Origin of the sequence: Larkinella knui (genome assembly GCF_003858645.1) — a bacterium.
Taxonomy (GTDB): Bacteria; Bacteroidota; Bacteroidia; order Cytophagales; family Spirosomataceae; genus Larkinella; species Larkinella knui.
Map to the genome: position 1 here is coordinate 132,345 of NZ_RQJP01000007.1, position 20,429 is coordinate 152,773.

At 52.8% G+C, this 20,429-nt stretch carries 22 protein-coding genes; 14 read left to right on the top strand and 8 right to left on the bottom strand.

What is annotated here, in order from left to right; all coding sequences use genetic code 11:
- The first annotated feature begins 33 nt into the window (after positions 1-33).
- The 3 genes from EHT87_RS29085 (at position 34) to EHT87_RS29095 (ending at position 2,607) form a co-directional block, all read left to right on the top strand.
- Positions 34-1,497: a sulfatase family protein gene (locus EHT87_RS29085; protein ID WP_124910303.1), complete on the top strand. Its 1,464-nt coding sequence runs from the start codon at positions 34-36 to the stop codon at positions 1,495-1,497.
- Between the two features lie 58 nt (positions 1,498-1,555).
- Positions 1,556-2,089: a Crp/Fnr family transcriptional regulator gene (locus tag EHT87_RS29090; protein WP_229321451.1), complete on the top strand. Its 534-nt coding sequence runs from the start codon at positions 1,556-1,558 to the stop codon at positions 2,087-2,089.
- 83 nt (positions 2,090-2,172) lie between these two features.
- A complete protein-coding gene (locus EHT87_RS29095) occupies positions 2,173-2,607 on the top strand; it encodes an ester cyclase (RefSeq protein ID WP_124910305.1) in 435 nt (144 codons plus the stop codon).
- Positions 2,608-2,612: 5 nt separating this feature from the next.
- On the opposite strand, the gene EHT87_RS29100 is transcribed toward EHT87_RS29095, so the two are convergent.
- On the bottom strand, positions 2,613-3,338 hold the full coding sequence (locus EHT87_RS29100) for a DUF72 domain-containing protein (protein ID WP_124910306.1): 726 nt from the start codon (positions 3,336-3,338) through the stop codon (positions 2,613-2,615).
- Positions 3,339-3,369: 31 nt separating this feature from the next.
- A complete protein-coding gene (locus EHT87_RS29105; protein ID WP_124910307.1) occupies positions 3,370-4,629 on the bottom strand; it encodes a ComEC/Rec2 family competence protein in 1,260 nt (419 codons plus the stop codon).
- A gap of 433 nt (positions 4,630-5,062) precedes the next feature.
- Here EHT87_RS29105 and EHT87_RS29110 point away from each other — a divergent pair, with 433 nt between their 5' ends.
- From EHT87_RS29110 to EHT87_RS29125, 4 genes are read left to right on the top strand one after another with little or no spacing between them, the layout of a single operon-like run.
- Positions 5,063-5,815 (top strand): hypothetical protein, encoded by a 753-nt coding sequence (locus EHT87_RS29110; RefSeq protein WP_124910308.1) that lies wholly within the window; start codon positions 5,063-5,065, stop codon positions 5,813-5,815.
- Complete coding sequence (locus EHT87_RS29115; protein WP_124910309.1) at positions 5,812-6,237, top strand: DUF2846 domain-containing protein; 426 nt, start codon at positions 5,812-5,814, stop codon at positions 6,235-6,237. Before EHT87_RS29110 ends, EHT87_RS29115 begins: the two co-directional genes overlap by 4 nt.
- Positions 6,238-6,250: 13 nt before the next feature.
- On the top strand, positions 6,251-7,288 hold the full coding sequence (locus EHT87_RS29120; protein ID WP_124910310.1) for a sensor histidine kinase: 1,038 nt from the start codon (positions 6,251-6,253) through the stop codon (positions 7,286-7,288).
- Positions 7,289-7,294: 6 nt separating this feature from the next.
- Positions 7,295-7,978, top strand: a complete 684-nt coding sequence (locus tag EHT87_RS29125; RefSeq protein WP_124910311.1) for a LytR/AlgR family response regulator transcription factor — start codon at positions 7,295-7,297, stop codon at positions 7,976-7,978.
- A 108-nt stretch (positions 7,979-8,086) separates the two neighbouring features.
- On the opposite strand, the gene EHT87_RS29130 is transcribed toward EHT87_RS29125, so the two are convergent.
- Positions 8,087-8,905: a glycoside hydrolase family 16 protein gene (locus tag EHT87_RS29130; protein ID WP_124910312.1), complete on the bottom strand. Its 819-nt coding sequence runs from the start codon at positions 8,903-8,905 to the stop codon at positions 8,087-8,089.
- Between the two features lie 156 nt (positions 8,906-9,061).
- Between EHT87_RS29130 and EHT87_RS29135 the strand changes: the two genes are divergently transcribed.
- The 4 genes from EHT87_RS29135 to EHT87_RS29150 all read left to right on the top strand — a co-directional run bounded on the left by EHT87_RS29135 (position 9,062) and on the right by EHT87_RS29150 (position 13,667).
- Positions 9,062-10,198 carry a DUF4421 family protein gene (locus EHT87_RS29135; RefSeq protein ID WP_124910313.1) on the top strand — a complete coding sequence of 379 codons (1,137 nt, stop codon included), beginning with the start codon at positions 9,062-9,064 and terminating at the stop codon, positions 10,196-10,198.
- 172 nt (positions 10,199-10,370) lie between these two features.
- Positions 10,371-12,638 carry an ATP-binding protein gene (locus EHT87_RS29140; RefSeq protein WP_124910314.1) on the top strand — a complete coding sequence of 756 codons (2,268 nt, stop codon included), beginning with the start codon at positions 10,371-10,373 and terminating at the stop codon, positions 12,636-12,638.
- A 12-nt stretch (positions 12,639-12,650) separates the two neighbouring features.
- Positions 12,651-13,076, top strand: coding sequence for a response regulator (locus EHT87_RS29145; protein WP_124910315.1), 426 nt, complete (start codon positions 12,651-12,653; stop codon positions 13,074-13,076).
- Between the two features lie 3 nt (positions 13,077-13,079).
- A complete protein-coding gene (locus EHT87_RS29150) occupies positions 13,080-13,667 on the top strand; it encodes a biliverdin-producing heme oxygenase (RefSeq protein WP_124910316.1) in 588 nt (195 codons plus the stop codon).
- On the opposite strand, the gene EHT87_RS29155 is transcribed toward EHT87_RS29150, so the two are convergent.
- Positions 13,664-14,773, bottom strand: a complete 1,110-nt coding sequence (locus EHT87_RS29155) for a sensor histidine kinase (protein WP_185716378.1) — start codon at positions 14,771-14,773, stop codon at positions 13,664-13,666. The genes EHT87_RS29150 and EHT87_RS29155 overlap by 4 nt on opposite strands.
- Positions 14,774-15,024: 251 nt before the next feature.
- Between EHT87_RS29155 and EHT87_RS29160 the strand changes: the two genes are divergently transcribed.
- Entirely contained in the window at positions 15,025-15,363 is a 339-nt protein-coding gene (locus tag EHT87_RS29160) for a cupin domain-containing protein (protein WP_124910318.1), read from the top strand.
- Between the two features lie 37 nt (positions 15,364-15,400).
- Here the strand turns inward: EHT87_RS29160 and EHT87_RS31785 are convergent, their stop codons facing one another.
- The 3 genes from EHT87_RS31785 to EHT87_RS31690 are packed head-to-tail and all read right to left on the bottom strand — an operon-like array spanning position 15,401 to position 16,406.
- Entirely contained in the window at positions 15,401-15,679 is a 279-nt protein-coding gene (locus EHT87_RS31785; protein ID WP_262707765.1) for a PDDEXK nuclease domain-containing protein, read from the bottom strand.
- A gap of 13 nt (positions 15,680-15,692) precedes the next feature.
- The gene (locus EHT87_RS31790; protein WP_262707766.1) at positions 15,693-15,857 is read right to left on the bottom strand and encodes a PDDEXK nuclease domain-containing protein; all 165 of its coding nucleotides are present in this window, start codon (positions 15,855-15,857) and stop codon (positions 15,693-15,695) included.
- A gap of 21 nt (positions 15,858-15,878) precedes the next feature.
- A complete protein-coding gene (locus EHT87_RS31690) occupies positions 15,879-16,406 on the bottom strand; it encodes a DUF1016 N-terminal domain-containing protein (protein ID WP_229321453.1) in 528 nt (175 codons plus the stop codon).
- A 210-nt stretch (positions 16,407-16,616) separates the two neighbouring features.
- On the opposite strand from EHT87_RS31690, the gene EHT87_RS29170 reads away from it, so the two are divergent.
- Positions 16,617-17,858 carry an MFS transporter gene (locus tag EHT87_RS29170; protein WP_124910319.1) on the top strand — a complete coding sequence of 414 codons (1,242 nt, stop codon included), beginning with the start codon at positions 16,617-16,619 and terminating at the stop codon, positions 17,856-17,858.
- Positions 17,859-17,874: 16 nt separating this feature from the next.
- Here the strand turns inward: EHT87_RS29170 and EHT87_RS29175 are convergent, their stop codons facing one another.
- Positions 17,875-19,011 carry a redoxin family protein gene (locus EHT87_RS29175; RefSeq protein WP_124910320.1) on the bottom strand — a complete coding sequence of 379 codons (1,137 nt, stop codon included), beginning with the start codon at positions 19,009-19,011 and terminating at the stop codon, positions 17,875-17,877.
- 237 nt (positions 19,012-19,248) lie between these two features.
- Between EHT87_RS29175 and EHT87_RS29180 the strand changes: the two genes are divergently transcribed.
- Positions 19,249-20,289, top strand: coding sequence for a sensor histidine kinase (locus EHT87_RS29180; RefSeq protein ID WP_221622089.1), 1,041 nt, complete (start codon positions 19,249-19,251; stop codon positions 20,287-20,289).
- Positions 20,290-20,429: the final 140 nt, after the last annotated feature.

Sequence of the window (20,429 nt, forward strand, 5' to 3'; positions counted from 1 at the left end):
TGATTACCCTATTTTTACCGGAAAAAGGGAAAGATGGTACGGATTTTATTCGCCTGTACAATACTGATTCTAACGGCCATTACCGCCTTCCGGCAAACCCGCCGTCCGAAGGATTCCCGGCCTAATATTGTCCTGATTGTGGCCGACGACCACGGCCGCGAAGCCGTTGGTTGCTACGGAAATCCGGTCATCAAAACGCCCCACATCGACCGCTTAGCCGCCGAAGGAACCCGCTTTACCAACGCCTTTTGCACCACGGCCAGTTGCAGCCCCAGCCGGTCGGTGTTGCTGACGGGCTTGCACAACCACGCCAACGGCATGTACGGCCTGGAGCACCGCGAACACCATTTCAGTTCGTTCGATACCGTTCGGACGCTGCCGGTACAACTCGAAAAAGCCGGCTATCGAACGGCGCGGATTGGAAAATTTCACGTCGCGCCCGAGCGCGCCTATCACTTTCAGCAGGTGCTTCAGGGCGGTGGTGTCAACGATCCGGCATCGATTGGCCGCAGCCCGGTTTCGATGGCGGATTTGTGCTATTCGCTGTTTACCGAGAAGTCTGAAAAACCGTTTTTTCTGTATTTCGCCACCGACGATCCGCACCGCAGCAATGGAGTTGCGCCCAACGGTTCGCCGGTTTTTAAAAGTGATCAGGCCAATTTGTTCGGCAACCGGCCGGGCGGTTATCCGCAGGTGCACGATGTTTTCTACCAGCCTTTTCAGGTGCCGGTTCCGCCGTATCTGCCGGACACGCGGGCGGCCCGGATGGAACTGGCGCAGTATTATGAATCGATCAGCCGGCTGGATCAGGGCGTGGAGCGGCTGGTGGCTTTGCTGAAAGAAACCGGTCAGTACGACAATACCCTGATTATTTATTTGTCGGACAATGGTGCGCCCTTTCCCGGATCGAAAACGACCTTGTATGAACCGGGTATGAAATTGCCGCTCATTGTCAAACTGCCGAAACCGCAAAAACCGGGGTTTGTGCAGGATGCGATGGTTTCGTGGGTCGATATAACGCCGACGCTGCTGGATTTTGCCGGTGCCTTGTCGGACAAGGTTTATAGTCAGGGCCGGAGTTTCAAAGCGATCGTCGAGCAGGAAAACGTAACGGGTTGGGATGAAGTCTACGCGTCGCATTCGTTGCACGAAGTGACAATGTATTATCCGATGCGGGTGTTGCGCGAACGGCGGTACAAGCTGATTTTTAACCTGGCCCACGCGCTACCTTTTCCGATGGCGCTCGATCTGTACCATTCCTTTACGTGGCAGGATGTTCGCAAAACCGGTCGTAAACTATATGGCAAACGGACGGTGGCTGCGTATCTGAACCGCCCGCGTTTCGAGTTGTACGATCTGCAAACGGATCCCGATGAAGTGCATAATTTGGCGGCCGATCCGAAGCATCAGGCGGTATTGAAACGCATGCAGGAAAAACTTCGGCGGTTTCAGCAACAGACGAAGGATTTGTGGGTGAGTAAGTGGGAATTTGAGTAAATAAAGACTCGAAACGCTCGAGATAATGACCGGTATTCTGGAAAATAGAATCAAATCGATGGCGAATCTTTCCGCCGAAGCGTTTGGTTTATTGATGAATTCCATGCAGCCAAAACCGATCGGTAAAGGACAGTATCTACTGAAAGAAGGTCAGGTTTGTAAAGCGATTTATTACGTTGAAAAAGGCTATTTACGAACGTTTTATACTAAAGACGGCAAAGAAATCAACACCCGCTTTTCGTTTGAAAATGACTTTGTGACCGAACTGAAAAGTCTCCGTTCGGCGATTCCATCTGACTATTCTATTCAAACCGGTGAAGAAACGGTGGTGTGGGAATTTACGAAAGAAAAGCTGCTGGATTTATACGGCCAGTCGGTCGAAATCGAATCCTTTGGTCGTAACTTGCTGGAACAGATGCTGATCGATCAGGAAGAGCACGCCAATCTATTTAAAATCTATTCGCCCACCGAGCGGTATCAGTACGTGATCCGGCAGTTTCCCCATTTGCTGCAACGGGTCTCACTCTCGCACCTTTCCTCGTATTTAGGCATCGCGCGCGAAACCCTGAGCCGAATCCGTAAAAATCCGTAAGGCGTTTCATTTTGTGATTTTTGTCACAGGCTGATCTCCCGAAAACCGGCGACTTTTGTCGGGTAATCAACCTTCAAAGTCACATGGAAACTTTCGTAGAAAACCGTACCATCGTTGCTGATTTTATCGATCAGATCTGGAATAAAAACCGCTTCGATACGCTGGATGCGTATCTCCATCCGGATTTTATCGATCATTCGTTGCCCGTTTCTTTTCCCGCTAATCAGGAAGGTTTGAAGCGCTGGATTAAGACAACCAGCCAGGCATTCGATCATAAAACGGTGATTGAAGAACTGGTAACGGAAGGCACTACCTGCATTTTAAAACTGCGAATGCACGTTCGGCAAATCGGGGTCTGGCGCGACATCGAACCCGCTGGTGCGGAAGCGTCCGTGGTCGGGTATCGCTGTTTTAAATTGCTCGACGGAAAAATCAGTCAGCATTGGGCGTTGCTGGATGGCAATTCGCTGGAAAATCAATTGAGAAGCAGCGCGCACGGGTGTAAAATTCAGGGGTAGGTACTTTAGCTGACAAATCCTTTCAGCGTCAGCGCATTCCGTACGGCATTTCCTCCGCCGTCATTGTTGAAATAGACGTACACATCCTTGCCCATCTCGGCCCATTCCCGGATGCGGTCGGCCCACCACCGCAGGTCGGTATCGGAATAGGAGCCGCCGTACAAATGCTGCGGATCGGGGCCGTGCAGCCGAACATACACAAACGGGGCCGTGGCCCGCAAGATACACGGCAGATTGGCCCCGCTCGTGATGCAGTACGCCGTCTGGTGGCTTTCGAGCAGCGAAAAAATAGCTTCGTTGTGCCAGCTGTCGTGCCGGAATTCGACGGCCGTTTGCATCCAGTCGGGAATCTGATCCAGAAAATAAGCCAGCCGGTCGTAGTCGAAGGTGTGGTTGGGCGAAAGCTGGGCCAGCAAAATTCCCCGTTTTTCCCGTAAAGCGTGCCAGCAGGTCTGGATGCGTTCAATCCATTGCTCCGGACCATACAATTTCTTGCCGTGAGTCAGCCCGCGCGGGGCTTTGACGGTCAGCCGGAATCCTTCCGGCAGGCGGTTTCGCCAGCCGGTAAACGTGCTGACTTTCGGCCAGCGGTAAAAACTGCTGTTCAGTTCGACGGTCTGAAAGTGCTGCACGTAGTAATCCAGCCGATCGTGAACCGCCGTGTGAAACGGGTACAAAACGTCTTGCCAATGGTCGTAACTCCAGCCCGATGTGCCAATGTGAATGCTCATAAAATGCGCGAATGCAGCAAAGCGTCCGGTTTCAGCGCGACTCGTACGGCCCATGAACGGCTTTTACCCGAAACGACTCGTCGTTATCGTCCAGAATGATAACGCGATAGGTATCTCCGCCCGGATCGACCCGCACCAGCACGTGCCCGGAGTCGCTTTTCAGACGGTTTAGTAACTCGCCAATCACCAGTTTGTTTGCTTCCAGCATGTCGGTGGCAAAGACGTCGCGGTCGCCGGCGTAGACCTGCTGCGAGTAAATGCGCGCCAGGACGTCGTGACCCGGATGGTCGGACGACCAGACTGGAATGACCAGTACACGCGGGCGCAGGCTGCCCAGCAAAAAGCCGTTCTGCGAATCCCGGTTGCCGTGGTGGTCGAGCTGTTGGACCTCCACCGGCCCAACCGACCGCGCCACCGGCGTTTCGACATCGTGCCACAGCGGAGCGCCGAATTGCAGGACGCCGGGAATGTCGCCCCCCGAAAAATAATCGAACTTGCCATAACTCAGCCGCAGGGCCATGCTGCACATGTTTTCGTTGGGATATTGATTGGGCGGGAGTGATTTGAGTTCCGGAAAATGCTGGCGCGTGACGGAGCCGACACCCGTCCAGATCTCGCCGTTGACGGCCAGATTCCGGATTTCAAACCGGTCCTTGTATTTCGCGGGTTGTTTCAGCAACCTAATCTGATCGTTCCGCCCGGCCTGGAACCGCTCGACTTTCAACGCTTTATTCCGGGTTTGCCAGGCCAGAAACTGGCGGTAATTCGTCACCAGCGGGTCTTGCTCGAAAGATCGTGGATAAGTATAATCCGGCCAGCCCCGGTCGATGAGGGTACGGATCGGAATGTGTTCGCCCACTTCCGTAATCCCGGTCAGCAGATAACCGCCCGCCGGCGACTTTTTGGAAGCCGACGAAGGCGCACCCATGTGGTCGTCGTGGAAGTGCGTCATGATGGCGTAGTCGATGGCCGGATCGGGGCGGAAACTCAGGGCTTTGCGGGCATAGCGCGCAATCCATTCCCCGGCATGGCGCTCGGCGCTGGGTTTGGCGGCCGTGTTGCGCGGGCTCGTCGTTCGCGGGTCGGTCAGGTCCAGTTCGCCCGCGTCGATCAGGGCGGTGGTGCCGTCGGGAAGAATCAACAACGCCGAATTGCCGCGACCGGTATTGATCTGGTGAATGTCCAGGTAGCCTTCCTGCCAGACGGGCAGCGGCTGGCCGACCGTCTGGGCCTGCATGATCAGGGCGTTTCCGAAAATGAGGAAGCAGGCGAGTAGGGAAAACCGTTTCATAGGCGGGAAAAGAGGGATCAGCGAAAGACCGGATAAACTTAAGCAATCGAAAGTATCCGGTACGAATTCCGGAATAAAATTACTGTTAAGTTAAGAGGAACTATGCCTGAATTTGCCCCGGCGGGGCATCCTGTCGGTAGAAACAAAGGAAAGCAGACGTTTGAAGCTCCGGAGGAGCGTCTTGGACAGAATAGGACGCTCCTCCGGAGCTTTGGTCTAATCCGATCGTTTCGTAGCTAGTAACAGGAGGCTCCGCTGGAGCCAGGGGAACCAGAAGGCACGACGGTAGGGGATGGCTTCCTGACGGAGCCAAAGGACTATCACCACAAAGTTGGGCGGTTTGACCACAAACTTGACGGCCTTACCCACGAGCATTTGGAACCGGATTGGAACAGCGGTTTTTTTGAACCACCAAAATCAATCGATCCGTTGTATGAAACTCATTTTTTTACTGGCAATGCTGGCTACTTATCCGGTTTGGGGGCAATCCGATGACTCAACCGCTACACCAGCGATTCCTCCGAAAAGCAATTTCCGATCCAGCTTCATCATGGAACCCGGTTTTGCGTATGCGGTAACTCATCTGCCCGCTATGCAAAGGTATTTTCGTGACAATCAGGTTAAAGTAGACAAGTCGCTGGACCGGATGGCGCTGGCGGCCTTTGCCTATCGGCGACAACGTTTTAAAGTGACTCTGCAAGCATTTTTTGGGATTGACAAAAGCTTACTGCCGCCCGATAAAAAAGGCACATCCCTGTTTGCCCGGAGCCAGAGCGTCAGCGGTTTGACATTCCTACTGGGATACGATGTGGCCAATACCCGCAACAAACGGGTCTTTATCAACGCCGGTTTGGGCAGTATCAACTACGAATACAGCTTGTTTCGACCCAGCAGTCAGGTGGTTTCGTTTCAGAATATACTCCAGTATACGCCCCCCGCAACGGTACCCTCTTTAAAACAGACCACCGGTTTCTGGGATGTGAACGTGGAGGTTGCGCAACGTGAAAAGCGGCCTAATACGTTTCAATGGGTTAGCCGGTTCGGTTACCGGCGCAGTTTTCAACGTACGCCCTGGCATTCTGAGGTTTATCAACTCGTGGATGCCCCGCAGGAACGGCTCGGCCAGTTCTATCTCCAGTTTGGGCTGTACATCGCTCGCAACAAACCCGGTCGCCAAAAGCCATGAAAACGCTTCTGGTCAGCCTGCTGGTGCTGTTTTTTAAGGGAAATCCGGATCGGCAGCCCGTTCAGCCCGAACCCGCGCAATTGATCATTTACCGCGAAAAAGAGTTTATTTCGGGGCTGGGCAGGGCGTATGTCTTCAAAATAAACGATCAAAAAGTCGGTGAACTGTCGCCCAACCGGTATGTTCAGCTGCCGGTAACGCCCGGCCGGATTAAAATTGAGTTTACCAATGATTATTTTACCGATAGTCGCCCGCTTTGGTTACGGGTGCAGGCCGGTCAGACCTATTACGTCAAGGCGGTCGTGGAAGTGGATTTTCTGAGTTCGATGATGCTGATGGCACCGGTGGACGCGCCACAGGCTCAGAAAGAGCTTCGCCGGATGAAACCCGAAGCCACGAATGCAACCCGAAAACCTGATTAAGCATACCGCCCGTATGAACCGACGATCTGTGTTTCTTCCCCGGTTTTTCCGGTCATCGCTGCTGTTGGTGAGTGCCCTGATCGCGCTGCTGACTTACTGGGGATGGCGTCTGTATCAGGTTGTCTGGCCGCAACTGGATCAGGAGCTGCCGGATCTGGGCAGCCTGATGCGGTATCTGCTGGGCCTGCTTTTTCTGCTGGCTTGTATCGGGTTGCTGGCTTATCTGAATTACCGGCTGGCCTTTCGGCGGTGGATGAACCGCAAACAAACCAGACCGCTGTATTGGAGCTGGCTGTGCCTTCTCGCGTGGCTGCTGTTCGAAATCCTGCAAATCCGCACCGATCAGGAGCCTGACTTTGTGGACGAAAATATTCTGGTAACTCTTTTGCTGGTGGGCGTTTTGATCCTGTACGGTTTCATCGCCGATTCGCTGCAAACCCGGCGGCAACAGCAGCAACTGATTCAGCAGAAAACCGAGGCCGAACTGACGGCGCTCAAGGCCCAGATCAATCCCCACTTTTTGTTCAATGCGCTCAATACCATCTACAACGAAGCCCAGCAGTTGGACAACCAATCGGTGGCGGATCGAATTGAACAGCTATCCGGTATTCTGCGATTTACCCTCCAGGAATCGACGCGGCCACTGATTTCCATTGAGCAGGAATTCCAGTTTCTGGAAAAATACCTGGCCCTGCAACGCGCCCGGCTCCCGCAACTGGACACGCTGCAACTGACGACCCGGCTGGATTGGGACGGTCATCCCGCGCAACTCGCGCCCCTACTGCTGATTCCGTTCGTGGAAAACATGTTTCAATACGGTGTTAGTCTGGTTCATCCGGCGTGTCTGGAACTAGAGGTAACGGTCGAAAACCGGGCGCTACACCTGCGGGTTGTCAATACCGTGGGGGCCGTAACCGGCCTGAAAAGGGGCTCCGGAACCGGAATCGCCAATGCCCGGAAGCGACTGGCGCTGTTGTATCCGGACCGGCACGATCTGCACATTGAGCAAACCGGTCAAACGTTTGCTGTTACTTTACGAATTGATTTATAAAGTCGTATGCTTCGAGCCATTGCCATCGATGACGAACCCGCGGCCCTGGAGGTTTTGAGCCGGTATGCCGAAAAAGTGCCTTTTCTGACGCTGGTTCAGACCTTTATGAACACGACCGACGCGCTGAATTTTTTGCACACGCAGCGGGTCGATGTGATTTTTCTGGATATCCGGATGCCGGATCTGACCGGGACGGATTTTGCCCAATTGATCGCTCCGCTCAACAAACCGGTTATTTTCACGACCGCCTATGCCGATTATGCCCTGGAAGGCTTCGCGCTCAACGCACTTGATTATTTGCTCAAACCCATCGAATTCAGCCGGTTTCTGCACAGTTGCAACCGCGCTTATACCCGGTATTTGCAGCAACAGGGCGAACCATCGAGCATTTTTGTGAAAGATGGATACGACTGGGTTCGGGTGACGCTGAACGAAGTTCTTTACATTCATTCGGACACCAATCTGCTCTTTATTTACGAAGAAAACCGGCAGGTAAACACCCGCATGACGCTGGCCGAAATGGTGGAAATGCTGCCCGCCGAACAGTTCATCCGGGTGCATAAATCGTACGTGGTGGCGCTGAAAGCCATCCGCAAACTGGAACGCCATCAGGTGACGGTGGGCCAGGTTACGATTCCGCTGGCGGCCAGTTACCGGCAGGCGCTGGAACAACGGCTCCTGCGAAAATGAGGGGTTGTGTCGCGGAGTTGAGCGGAGTAAAAGGGAGGTAAGCGGAGCAATTATTAAAAACTCTGCTAAACTCCTCTTTTACTCCGCTCAACTCCGCGATACAACCCCTCATTGTTGATAAACCCGCACATAATCCACTTCAAACCGGGCCGGGAATTGCGTTGCCGACGGATCTCCGCCGTTCTGACCGCCAATGGCGAGGTTCAGGAGCAGGTAATGCGGTTGGTGAAACGGATTTTTGCCGCTGCCGTCGCCGTTGATGGTTTTGCTCAGATCGACCGAGTTAAGCAACTGATCGTCCACGTAGAGTTTGATAAAATCCCTGTCCCAGTCCATACGCCAGAGGTGGAATTTCGCCGACCAGTTCGGGTCCCGGAACGAAGTGATCGGCGTTTTGACACTGTTCCACTCGGCCTCCCATTGCTTTTGGGTCCCCCAGGCGGCATTGGCCAGTAACATGCCCCGGTAATACTCCATGATGTCGATTTCGCCGTTGGACGGCCAGGAGCCCGACACGCCCAGCGACCAGAAAGCGGGCCACATGCCCGGTCGGGTGTCGATGCGCCCCCGCATCTCGAATCGCCCGAATTGCCACTGGTGCAGCCCTTTCGTCATCAGGCTCGATGCCGTATACCGGATCGAGTCGCGGCTGGTTTTCCAGTTGGTGTTGCCGGGTTGGTAGGTGGGATTGGGGCGGCTCTCCCGCCGGCTTTCGATGATGAGCAGACCGTTTTCGCAGCGGGCGTTGTCGGGCTGGTACCACTGAAGTTCGTTGTTGCGGACAAAACCGGTTTCGAACACCCACTTTTTCGGGTCGGGCGAACCGGGCGTGTTGAATTCATCGGCCCAGACCAGTTTCCAGTCGGCAGCGGGCGGAGCGGTTTGACTGGACAACAGCCAGAGAAACAGGCAGAAAAGCGGTTTCATAAACGATCGGGTTTGGAATAGTCCGGTAAATGTAACCGTTCGCGGCAGATTTGAAAAATGCGTTTTAACACGACAATCGATCGATAATCAGCCGCTAATCTAACCGAACCGGGTTGCCAGCGGTTATACGTAATAGGCTGGTTTATTGCGCTGCGAATGAAAAGTAAAATTCGTTTCTGGAGACGTTTTGGTGGAGTAAAAATTCTGCTTGGCTTGGTCATACAGGCCGGACTCTGTCCGTTTGTGCGGGCCCAGACTGACGCCGATACAACCCGGAAGGAAATTATCGTTCTCGGCATTTCACTCGATACGCTGCTGAAGGCCCGGCCGCCGAAAGTAGACACCAATTACATCACCAGTTATTACGCGCATTTACACCTGCGTCTGATTGCGCAGGGAAATGATTATTTTCTGCAACTGATTGGACCAACCGACCATCTGACCTACAAACCCAACGGCGCTTCGTCGCTGGGGGTTGGCGTGAGTTATTCCTGGCTGAGTCTGGAACTAACCTCCAAGGTGCCGTATGTGAATCGAAACCTGCGAACGGCCAAGGGCGAAACGAAGCAGTTTGGTACCAGCCTGAGTTATAACGGCCGCCGGGTTTGGGTCAACACCAAGTACCAGTCATACCAGGGTTTGTACCTCAACAATCCGGATGTTCTCGAAAAAGACTGGTTTACGGTTCATTCGCAGTATCCACAACGGCCTGATTTAGAGAGTCGTATCTGGTATAGTTCGCTGTATTACTGTTTCAATCACCGGCAGTTTTCCAATCCGGCGTCTCAGATGCAGCGCGAGCGGCAGAAAAAAAGCGCCGGTTCCTTTCTGGTGGGGGCCACCCTGCTTTTTACGCAGATCAAGGGCGACTCATCGCTGTTTCCCCACGCCGTCAGACCGCTGTTTCCGTCGAATGCCAATCTCACCCAATACCGTTCCTTCAGCTACAGCATCAATGCCGGATACATCCGGACGATTGTGTTTCGAACCAACTTTTTTACGACGCTGCTGATCCGGCCGGGGATTTCGCTCCATAATGCCAGCAGCGTTTCGACGGGCGAAAACACCCGATCGTTGCCCGTCCGGGTCGGTATGCAGGGCGATTCGCGCGTAACGGTTGGCTACAACACCGATCGGTATTTTGCGGGAGCCACGTATTCCGTCGTCTTTCTTTCCGGCAATCTGGAAGGCGCCAGCGTTCTGCGCAGCTACAAGACCGATATCCGCTTCGTAATTGGCATGCATTTTCCCTTCAAACCCAAAGGGCTGCTACACCGCCTGCCCGGTTTCTGAACGCTAAAAAAAACGACAAAGCGGGTCATTTTTAAGGCGGTTTTTAAAACCCAAAATAAGTTTTTCACGTTTTATTTGTTCAACTACCAGGCGGTTTTTAACTTTTCAACTTTTTTATACGCCCCCTTTGCCAAATCGAATAAAGGCCCAATCGGTCGGTTAACCCTATAAAATGATTGTACCAACAGCCAACATAGCGCATTCAGGAATAAATCTGACCAACTGTGAGTCTGAGCCTATTCACATTCCCGGTTACATTCAGGCCCACGGTTTTTTAGTGGCCCTTACAGCAGACGATTTTATCATTCGGTATGTCAGCGAGAATACGAATGCCTTCGTAAACCGGTCGGCTACCGATTTGCTGGGAAAACCGCTTGATGCTTTATTGAGCGGAACCGAACTGCCCGTCGCCGATGTGGCCGCCATTCTGAACGTTGGAAAGCGGGAGAATGCCTGGTCGCGGATGAATCCACATCGTTTCCGGCTGAACGGCAGAGACTGGAATCTGATTGCCCACCAGCATGACAATCTGATTATTCTGGAATGGGAATCGGCGGATACGACCCCCGGTAATCTTGAGCAACAACTGGTGGCGGAGGCTCTGACCGAAGTGCAGTCGAACCGTACGCTGACCGAATTGATTCAGAACACCGCCCGGCGGGTCAAGCAAATCATTGGGTATGACCGCGTCATGGTGTACCGGTTTAGCGCCGACTGGCACGGGGAGGTGATCGCCGAAGAAAAAGAACCGCATCTGGAGCCGTATCTGGGCTTGCATTATCCAGCTTCGGACATTCCGCGTCAGGCCCGGGAATTGTACAAAACCAATCTGGTTCGGATCATCGCCGATGTGGGCAGCACCCCTTCGCCTATTTTTTCGGTGGCCGAACAACGGGAAGCCCAGCCGCTCGATCTTACCCATTCGGTACTGCGGGCGGTTTCGCCCATTCACATCGAATACTTGAAAAATATGGGCGTTCAGGCGTCCATGAGCATTTCGCTGCTGTATCGCGGGGAGCTTTGGGGACTGATTTCCTGCCACCACGCGACGCCCCGCTTTGTCGATTTTCCGGCACGGCAGGCGGCCAAGTTCGTCAGCCAGTTGCTTTCGTCGGCCCTTGAATTCCGGAAAGACGAAGAAGACCAGGCATTCCTGTTTCAGATCCAGCAGAACGAACAAAAGATCAATAGCCAGATTCTGAAAGACTGGGATGTGGTGGTGGGTTTGACGCAGCATCCGGTTACGGCGCTGGACATCACCAGTGCTACGGGTGCGGTTCTGGTGTTCGATAATACCTATTATTCAATGGGTTCGGTACCCGACGAATCGGCGGTGGCCGGGATTACAAACTGGCTGGGAACGGAGCCCTTCGATACGGTATTTCAAACCGATCGATTGCCGGAACTCTATCCATCGGCGGAAGCCTTCCGGGATGTTGCTTCCGGCCTGCTGGCGATTGCTTTATCAAAAGATTTGAACGAATACGTGCTCTGGTTCAAACCGGAGCAGGTTCGGAAAGTAACCTGGGCGGGGAATCCGGATAAGCCCGTAACCGTTGCCGAAAATGGTCAGCATCAGCTGCATCCCCGCAAGAGTTTCGAAGCCTGGCTGCAAACCGTTCGCAATACGTCGGAACCTTGGAAAGACGCCGAGATTTCGGTGGCCATCAAACTGCGGGAGGATATTCTGCAGGTGGTGGCGCGTAAGGCCAATGATGTCCGGCAATTGAATGAACGGCTGCGAACGGCTTACGAAGAACTGGATGCGTTCAGCTACACCGTTTCGCACGATTTGCGAACGCCCCTGTCGTCGATCCGCTGTTACGCCGAAATCATTATGGAGGAACAGGGCCCGGCGATGGACGAGGATACGCGCGTTATGTTCCAGAAAATTCTGGATTCGACGGAGCGGATGCGGTCCTTGATTCGACATATTTTGTATTATTCCCGGATGGGCCGCACGGAGCTTAATTTTAAGAAACTCGATATGCCCAAATTGCTGGAGGTGATTCGGGATGAAATTCTGGTTACGGAAAACAAGAAAAACCGGAGTTTACGAATTGAATTTGGCCACATGCCCTCGATCTACGGCGACCCGACGATGGTTAATCAGGTCTTTACCAATTTGATGTCCAATTCGGCTAAATATACCCAGCGAGCCAAGGAAGCCGTGGTTCGGATCGATGGCCGGGAAACGGATGAGGAAGTCATCTATACCGTAAAAGACAACGGAATCGGCTTCGATATGAAGCATGCCGCTAAAATGTTCGACCTCTTCAAGCGTTTAGAAAACGCGGCCAATTTTGAAGGAACCGGTGTCGGACTGGCTATCGTTAAACGGATTATTAATCGACATAGAGGGAAAATCTGGTTTCACAGCGAACCCAACCGCGAAACCCAGTTTTCCATTTCTTTTCCAAAGGAGCCTCGGACTCCCTAAACTTGTACGACGATGTTAGATGTATTGTATGTTGAAGATAACCCGGACGATGCCGACGTCTTTAGTCGGGTTGTCCGAAAAATGGAGAACGCAATCTCCTACAAAGTAATCAATGTCGGCTCTGAAGCGCTGGACTACCTGACGGCAGATGGCAAATACCAGGCTGAAACGGCCCCGTTGCCTAAGTTGCTGCTGCTCGATCTGGATTTGTCGGAATACAGCGGGTTTGAAATTATCCAAAAAGCGCGCTCACTGGCCCGCACCCGGCTTTTGCCCATCGTGGTTTTCAGCACTTCCGATAATCCGCAGGACATTAGCCAGTCGCTTCATTTGGGGGCGAATGCCTATGTTGTAAAACCCGGGAGCTACCAGTCGATTGGGCAGTTGCTGCGTCGGCTTTGTGATTTCTGGCTGATCGATAATAACGTAGTTAACTGATTCATGACTTTAGCGGAACGATTGCGGCACGAAACCCGGGATTTACACGAACAAACCGAAGCGTTGTTGTATACCGAACCCCTGCGAACCGGCACATTGACGCCTGAGCAATACCGTCATTTGTTGCAGGTTCACTGGGTATTTCATCACGCACTGGAAGCCGCCATTGACCGGAATCCGGATTTTTTTCAGTCGTACCGGCCGGACGACCGCCGGAAAACACCGTGGCTGGAATCCGATCTGGCTGCGTTGGGTGTGCCTTTGCCAGACTCGATTCCGGACCTTTTTGCCCATTGGTCACCCGTCGAATTGCTGGGAGCGGCTTATGTAGGAGAAGGCTCGATGCTGGGCGGAAAAGTGGTGATGCATTATTTGCAACAAAGCCTGGAATTGCAGCCGTTGCTTCCGAATGCCCGGTTTTACCGGGGTTATGGGTCAGAAACGGTCGAGAAATGGAAGGCGTTCAACGCCATTCTGGCCGGGCAGGTCGAGTCGGATCAAGATAACATAGTGGAAGCGGCCCACCGAACATTTCGGGCTTATCACACTATTTTCAGACAGGCACAATCTCAAAACCAGGCCCTCGTCTAACCGGGTTGTTCATAAACGGGCAGGAAAACTTTAAATGTCGAACCCTGTCCAATCTGGCTGGTAACGTCGATGGTTCCGCCGTGAATTTCGGCCACTTTCTTGCAAATGGCCAGGCCAATACCGGTGCCACTGTAGGCCGACCGGCTTTCCAGACGCTGGAAAGGCTGGAAAATTCGGGCCTTATATTTCTCGTCGAAACCGATTCCGTTGTCGGCCACTTCAATCAGCAAAAACAGTCGCTGGGTTTGATTCCGCAGTTCTTCCGGCATTTCGTCCGGTTTAGGATAGCGGGCCCGGATCTGAATCCGTGGTTTTTGATCGGCTTTCTGAAATTTAATAGCGTTTGCCACCAGATTCTGAAATAATTGCCGTAGACGAAGCGGATTTCCCAGCAAATTGGGTAGGGGACCCACCTCGACGGCGGCTTTTTTCTCCATAATCGACATCTCCAGATCGCCAAGAACCTCTTTGATCAAACGAGCCAGCGAGATGTTTTCAAACGGTTCGGATTGGGTCGATAGCCGGGAATACGTCAGCAGGTCGCGCACCAGCACCTGCATGCGTTTGGCCGAATTCTGAATCCGGCGAACGAGGTCGACTTCACCATCGACCAGACTATCCGCAAACTGGCTTTGCAACACATCGCCGAAGGCCTGCAATTTCCGCAGCGGTTCCTGCAAGTCGTGGGACGCTATGTAGGCAAACTGCTCCAGATTTTCGTTGGAATTCCGAATCTGGTGAATCGTAGCTTCCAATTGGTGCTGAATCCGTTTGTTTTCGGTAATATCCAGAAACGTCACGCTTAACTCGTCCTCATACCGGTTGGCAACCACCGTCAGCCAGCGATCCATGTCCTCACTCTTGTAATGATGTTCGAGCTGAAGGGGCTCATGGTGGGCCAACGCCCGGCAATAATGCTCGAAAATGCCATTGGTTTTATACCTGGGAAACCACCGGCTGTGAAGCTCCCCGATCAGCCGCTGCGGTTCCTGACCGATAAAAGCCGCCAGCGTTTTGTTGGCAATCGTGAAGATGAAATCCGTTATTTCGCCCTGCTCATCCCGAACCGGTTTTAAGAGGTATAACGCCGATTGTGAGCTGTCCATTAACGCTCGTAATCGGGAAATTTCGGTCAAGGACGGATCTGTGATTGAATCCAAGAGTGGACTATTCATTTATGACTGAACAAATCGGACGGACAGTGTCCCCGGTTCTAATCAACTAAGATAAATAGTTAATTGTTGATTTTTTGCCCGAAATCCTAAAAAACTATTGTTTGGTCTTTTCCGCAAAGGTGGTTTTCATCCGGCGTATTCTGGTATTTTTGCAGCGAAGTCTCACGTAAACCCCATACCGGATGTCGACGCTCGATCCTCTTTTTATCAATGATGCAAGTTTGCCCTGGGAAGACGTTGGCCCCGGTGTCCGGCGGAAAATCATGGCGTATGATGCGAATCTGATGCTGGTGAAAGTAGCCTTCGATGCGGGCGGTGTGGGCGCCATTCATCACCACTACCACACCCAGATGAGTTACGTCGAAAGCGGGCGGTTTGCCATCACCATTGCCGGGGAAACCCGCGAACTGCAAGCCGGCGACGTGTATCACCTGCCGCCGGATATTCCCCACGGCGCGGTGGCACTGGAAGCCGGGGTGCTGGTGGATGTGTTTACGCCGATGCGGGAAGATTTTGTGTGATTTTATGGTTAAATGCCATGCAGACGGGTATTTCTATTTATGTGCTGGATTGATTGAATTGATAAAATTCAGCCAATTTAGCTTCGAGCAGGTGCTTGGCGGGTAATTGGCGGGTATAGTCAGCCACCAACGTGGGCGACAGCATTCGGCTGAGGGCATATTCCACCACGGCCTGGTCGCTGCTGGCGCAAAGCAACACGCCAATGCTGGGATTCTCGTGGGGCTTGCGTACATCGCGGTCCAGCGCTTCCAGATAGAAATTAAGTTTACCTATATACTCCGGTTCAAACGGTCCGGCTTTCAATTCAAAAGCCACCAGACACTGCAGATCACGGTGATAGAACAGCAGGATCCAGCCGGAAATCGCGCATCCCCACTTGTACGGGATATTCTTCGCCCATAAACGTAAAATCGCGGCCCAGTTCGAGCAGAAAGCGTTTCATGTTCTGAATCAGGGCCCGTTGAAGATCGCGTTCGGAGTGGCGTTCGGGCAAATCGAGAAACTCAAATACATACTAATCCCGAAAAATGCCTTCGTCAAATGAGTCACGGCCCTGCTCCTGTAAGTGAGTCCGTACGGCCGACACATTTGGCGAAAGCATGACCCGTTCATAAATGCCCGCTGCAATCTGGCGTTCGAGTTCGCGAGAGCTGTATCGCTCTTTTGTCGTAAGCAACAAGTAGAATTGCCGTTCTTCCGGCGTTTTGCATTGAGCCAGAATAGTGAGATGATTTGTCCAGCTTATTTTTGACAGCACTGCTGTCAAAACTTCGGGGGCATTGCAATAAGTTTCATAAAATCTTCTCATTCGGTAGAGGCCTCTATAGCTAAATCCCTTCCAGTCAGGGTGTTGTTGTTGTAGGTAATCGGCTAATTGCACGACAGTGCCATCGCCCCATTCGCTGGTCTCTACTTTTTGACTGATGTAGGCTCCTACATTCCAATACAGGTCGATTAATTCCCGGTTTACACTGGCTATCGCTCGCTGCCGGGCCTGTTGAATCAGCGTAAGTATTTCAGCAAAGTGGGTAACTGGATTCATTGTTAAAATTTAGAGAGTTCAAAGGGGTGGAAAGACCCATTGGCGGACCAAAAGGACTCTCAAAGTTATGAGTTTACGATCCGAAAAGTCCTAATCAACGGGTTATTAATCGTTTCAGATTTCACGAGTTTTCGAACAACCTTTGCAATCGCTAAAATCCTGTCTAGTAATTCACTATTTTGAGACCGGATTTTACCACCGACCCTTCCCATGAAGTACCGCTCCCGGGTTTTATCGTTTCTGTTTGCCCTTTCCACCATTACCTACATCGACCGCACCTGTATTTCACTGGTGGCGTCGGATATCAAGAGTGACTTAAAGATTGGGAACGACCAGTGGGGCTGGATTCTGAGTGCCTTCGCGCTTTCCTACGCGCTGTTCGAATTGCCAACGGGTGCGCTCGGCGACCGGCTCGGTCCCCGGCGGGTGCTGACGCGGGTGGTGGGCTGGTGGTCGGTTTTTACGGCCCTGACCGGCACCGCGACCAGCTGGCTTTATCTGGTCATCGTGCGGTTTCTGTTTGGTGCGGGCGAGGCCGGGGCCTATCCCAATGCCTCGATTGTGGTTTCCCGCTGGTTTCCACGGCAGGAAACCGGTCGTGCTCAGGCCTTTATCTGGGCCGCCGGGCGCGTGGGCGGCATGCTCGCACCTTGGATCGTGGTGCCGGTGGCGACGCATTTCGGCTGGCGGGCCTCTTTTTATGCGATGGGATTACTGGGCCTCATTTGGGCACTTTGCTGGTATGTCTGGTTTCGTGATTTTCCGCACGAAAAGCAGAACATCACCGCCGAAGAACGGGAACACATCGAAGCAAACCGGCGGTTTCGCATCGCCAGCCACCATATTCCCTGGCGGGCAGTATTGCGCAGCCAGAACATGTGGGCCATCATGATGATGTTCCATTTTTACATGTACGGCGCGTATTTCTTCACGGGCTGGCTACCCACTTACCTCAAGGAAGGCCGCCACTTCGGGAAGGAAGAAATGCAGCTTTTTTCCACCTTACCGTTTTTTCTGGGTGCCATCGGCTGCTTCACCGGCGGTTATCTGAGCGACTGGCTGTCCAAACGGTACGGACTGAAAGTGGGCCGCCGGGTGGTCGGCATTGTGGGCCTGGGGCTTTCGTCGGCCATGATTCTGCTGTCGGCCTTGACAGAAGATAATCAAATGGCGGCCATCTTCCTGTCGATGGGCATGGGTTTCAAGGACCTGACGCTTCCGGTTTCGTTTGCGGTTTGCAACGATGTGGGCCGGAGCCAGTCGGGCATGGTGTCGGGCGCGATGAATACCGTCGGGCAACTGGGGGCGGTATTCTTGGGCGTCCTGTTCGGCTATATCGTCAACCTGACCGGCGATTTCAACCTGCCGCTGTTTCTGATTGCGTTTCTGCTGTTGTGCAGTTGCCTGCTCTGGCTCCGCATCGACCCGACGGAAGAGGTGGTTCTGACGTAAAATTCTGTCAGCGGTGTTAATAATACCGCCCCATCAGCCGGTTTTCCACAATTTTTCGTTTCATTTCCAGCGGATCGATCGGCCCCTGTTTGCTGTAGACGATCTTGCCACCCGGTTCCACCAGAATCGTGTAGGGCAGTGCGCCCTGCCAGTTGGGGTCGATGGCTTCGATCAGCGCGTATTTGTCCTCCGAACTGAACAGGTAATTCTGGTTGGAAGCTTCCTTCTTTTTCAGGAATTCGAGGGCTTTGGCTTTTTTGTCGGGCTTGTCGGCCGAAACCGTAACGAACTCGAAATCACGTTCACGGTACATCCGGTCGATGGTGATGAATTCCGGAAATTCCTGTACGCATGGCCCGCACCAGGTGGCCCAGACGTTGATCAGCCGCAGTTTATCGGAATCGTTATTGATGAGTCTCTTGAGACCCGCCACATCCACATCTTCAATGGAAACCGGTCGTTTCGCCCACTCGGCCTGCTGTTTTTTGATGTAATCCTCCTTTTCGATCCATTTCACCGAGCAGCCGAAGGTTTTGGTGGTTGCCATGGGTACTTTTTGGCCCGCCAATACCGCATCCAGGGCCGCCCGGGCGTCTTCGGCGTTGGCCGTTCCGGGTTTCTCTTTGGCATCAAACCGGCCCGTATACTGCAATTTGCGGTCTTTGTCGAAGATAAAAACGTGGGGCGTTGCAACCGGTCCGTATTTCAAGGCTGTAGTTTGGGTATCGCCGTCGTACAGATACGGGAAATTATAGCCTTTTTCCCTGGCGCGCATCTTCATTTCGGCAAAACTGTCGCTTAGATCGGTGTACCCCAGTTCGGCCAGACTCACCGTGGCCGGGCTGTTGGGTGAGATGACGACGAAGTTCACTTTCTTCGGTTTGTAATCGTTCACCAGCTGAATCATGCGGTCTTCGTAGGCCTGGGCGGTGGGGCAGTGGTTGCAGCTGAACACAATGACGAGCGCGGGCGAACCGGCAAAACTCTTCAGGCTATACGACTTCCCATCGACGCCGGGCAGCGAAAAATCCGGTGCTGAAGCGCCAATTTCCAGCGTTTTATGATCCGATTTTGGCATAAAAGCCACCACGCCGATCAGGATGACCAGTCCGGTAATCCGTTGAATGCTTCTGGTTAAGGATCTACTAATCATAGGAATAGATCGGTTCATGTAGAAATACTATAATTTAACCTGAAAATAATTAAATAAAGTGGGAATGGGAAAATTCGCATCGATTTCTTACGCTTTATCGACTAAAAATGCGGATTCAACCGACTATCTTTTGCATCGGTTTGGTAGCACAGTACTTTTAGACGTGCTAAATGCTTCATTAAAAAGGGACTACGAAAAGAACAAGACGATTTGGTGACTAAACAGACGCCAGCTTTAGTGGCAAACGGTGCGGAACCGATCAACGACCGCTGGCTGCAAATCATCGGCATTCCGCTGGCGGTAATACCGTTTGTGGTCTTTTACCTGGAGGAATATGGGTACGACTGGCGTCTGTTTGCGCAGACTTTTAGCTGGGGCCTGGTTTCAACGGCGATCATCTGGCAATTGCTGCGGTGGTGGGTCATGAAAGTAAGGGCGTGGTATGCCGGACGCGAGCAGTTCCGGCAGCGGGTTTTAACGACCTTTCTGGGCTATGCCCTGTTTACGATTCCCTTTCAGCCCGTCGAAACCTGGGTCGTGAGCCACCTCGATCTGACGGGGCTGATTACCCCGGCCGAATTTCCGCGCGTCTACCTGATTCATATCGGCATGGCCCTCCTGTTCGCCTTTCTGGTGGGGGCGATTTACGAAAGTATGTATTATTTGCAGAAAAACCGGGAAGCCATCACGGAAGCCGAAGCGCTCAAAAAAGCGACGCTGCAAAGCCAGTATGATAATTTGAAAAACCAGGTTAATCCGCATTTTTTGTTCAACTCGCTCAACTCCCTGTCCTCGCTCATTACCGAAGACAAGAAACAGGCGGGCGCTTTTCTGGATGAACTGGCCAGCGTCTACCGCTACCTGCTGCAGGAGGGAGACCGGGAACTGACTCCGCTCCGCAGCGAAGTGGAATTTATCCGGTCGTATCTGTTCCTGATTCAGACCCGGTTTGGCTCGGCTATTTCATTCACGATTGACGTGAATGAACGGTTTCTTGATGACATGCTGCCCCCGCTGACGCTTCAGACATTGGTCGAAAATGCGATTCGGTACAACATGATATTACCCGAAAAACCGCTGCTGCTGACCATCCGCACCGTAGACAGCGGTCAGTTGCTGGTAACCAATCCGATTCAGCTTAAACCGCTGCGCGTAACGGCCATACCGATCGGTTTAGGGACGCTCACCGACCGCTTCCGGCGGCTGGGCCTGCCTGCGCTGGAAATCAATGACGATGGAAAAGAATTTCGGGTGCTGGTGCCGTTGCTTCGGCGGTAGTGATTTTCGGAAAGGAGTACCCACGGACTTCCGCTGTCGCTGTTCCGTCCGTTTTCGCTCGCGACACGCGAGCGAAAACGGCGGATTTGATATTGGCGGATAGGAAGGAACGGGCCGGAGGCCCTTTGGATAAACTTCAC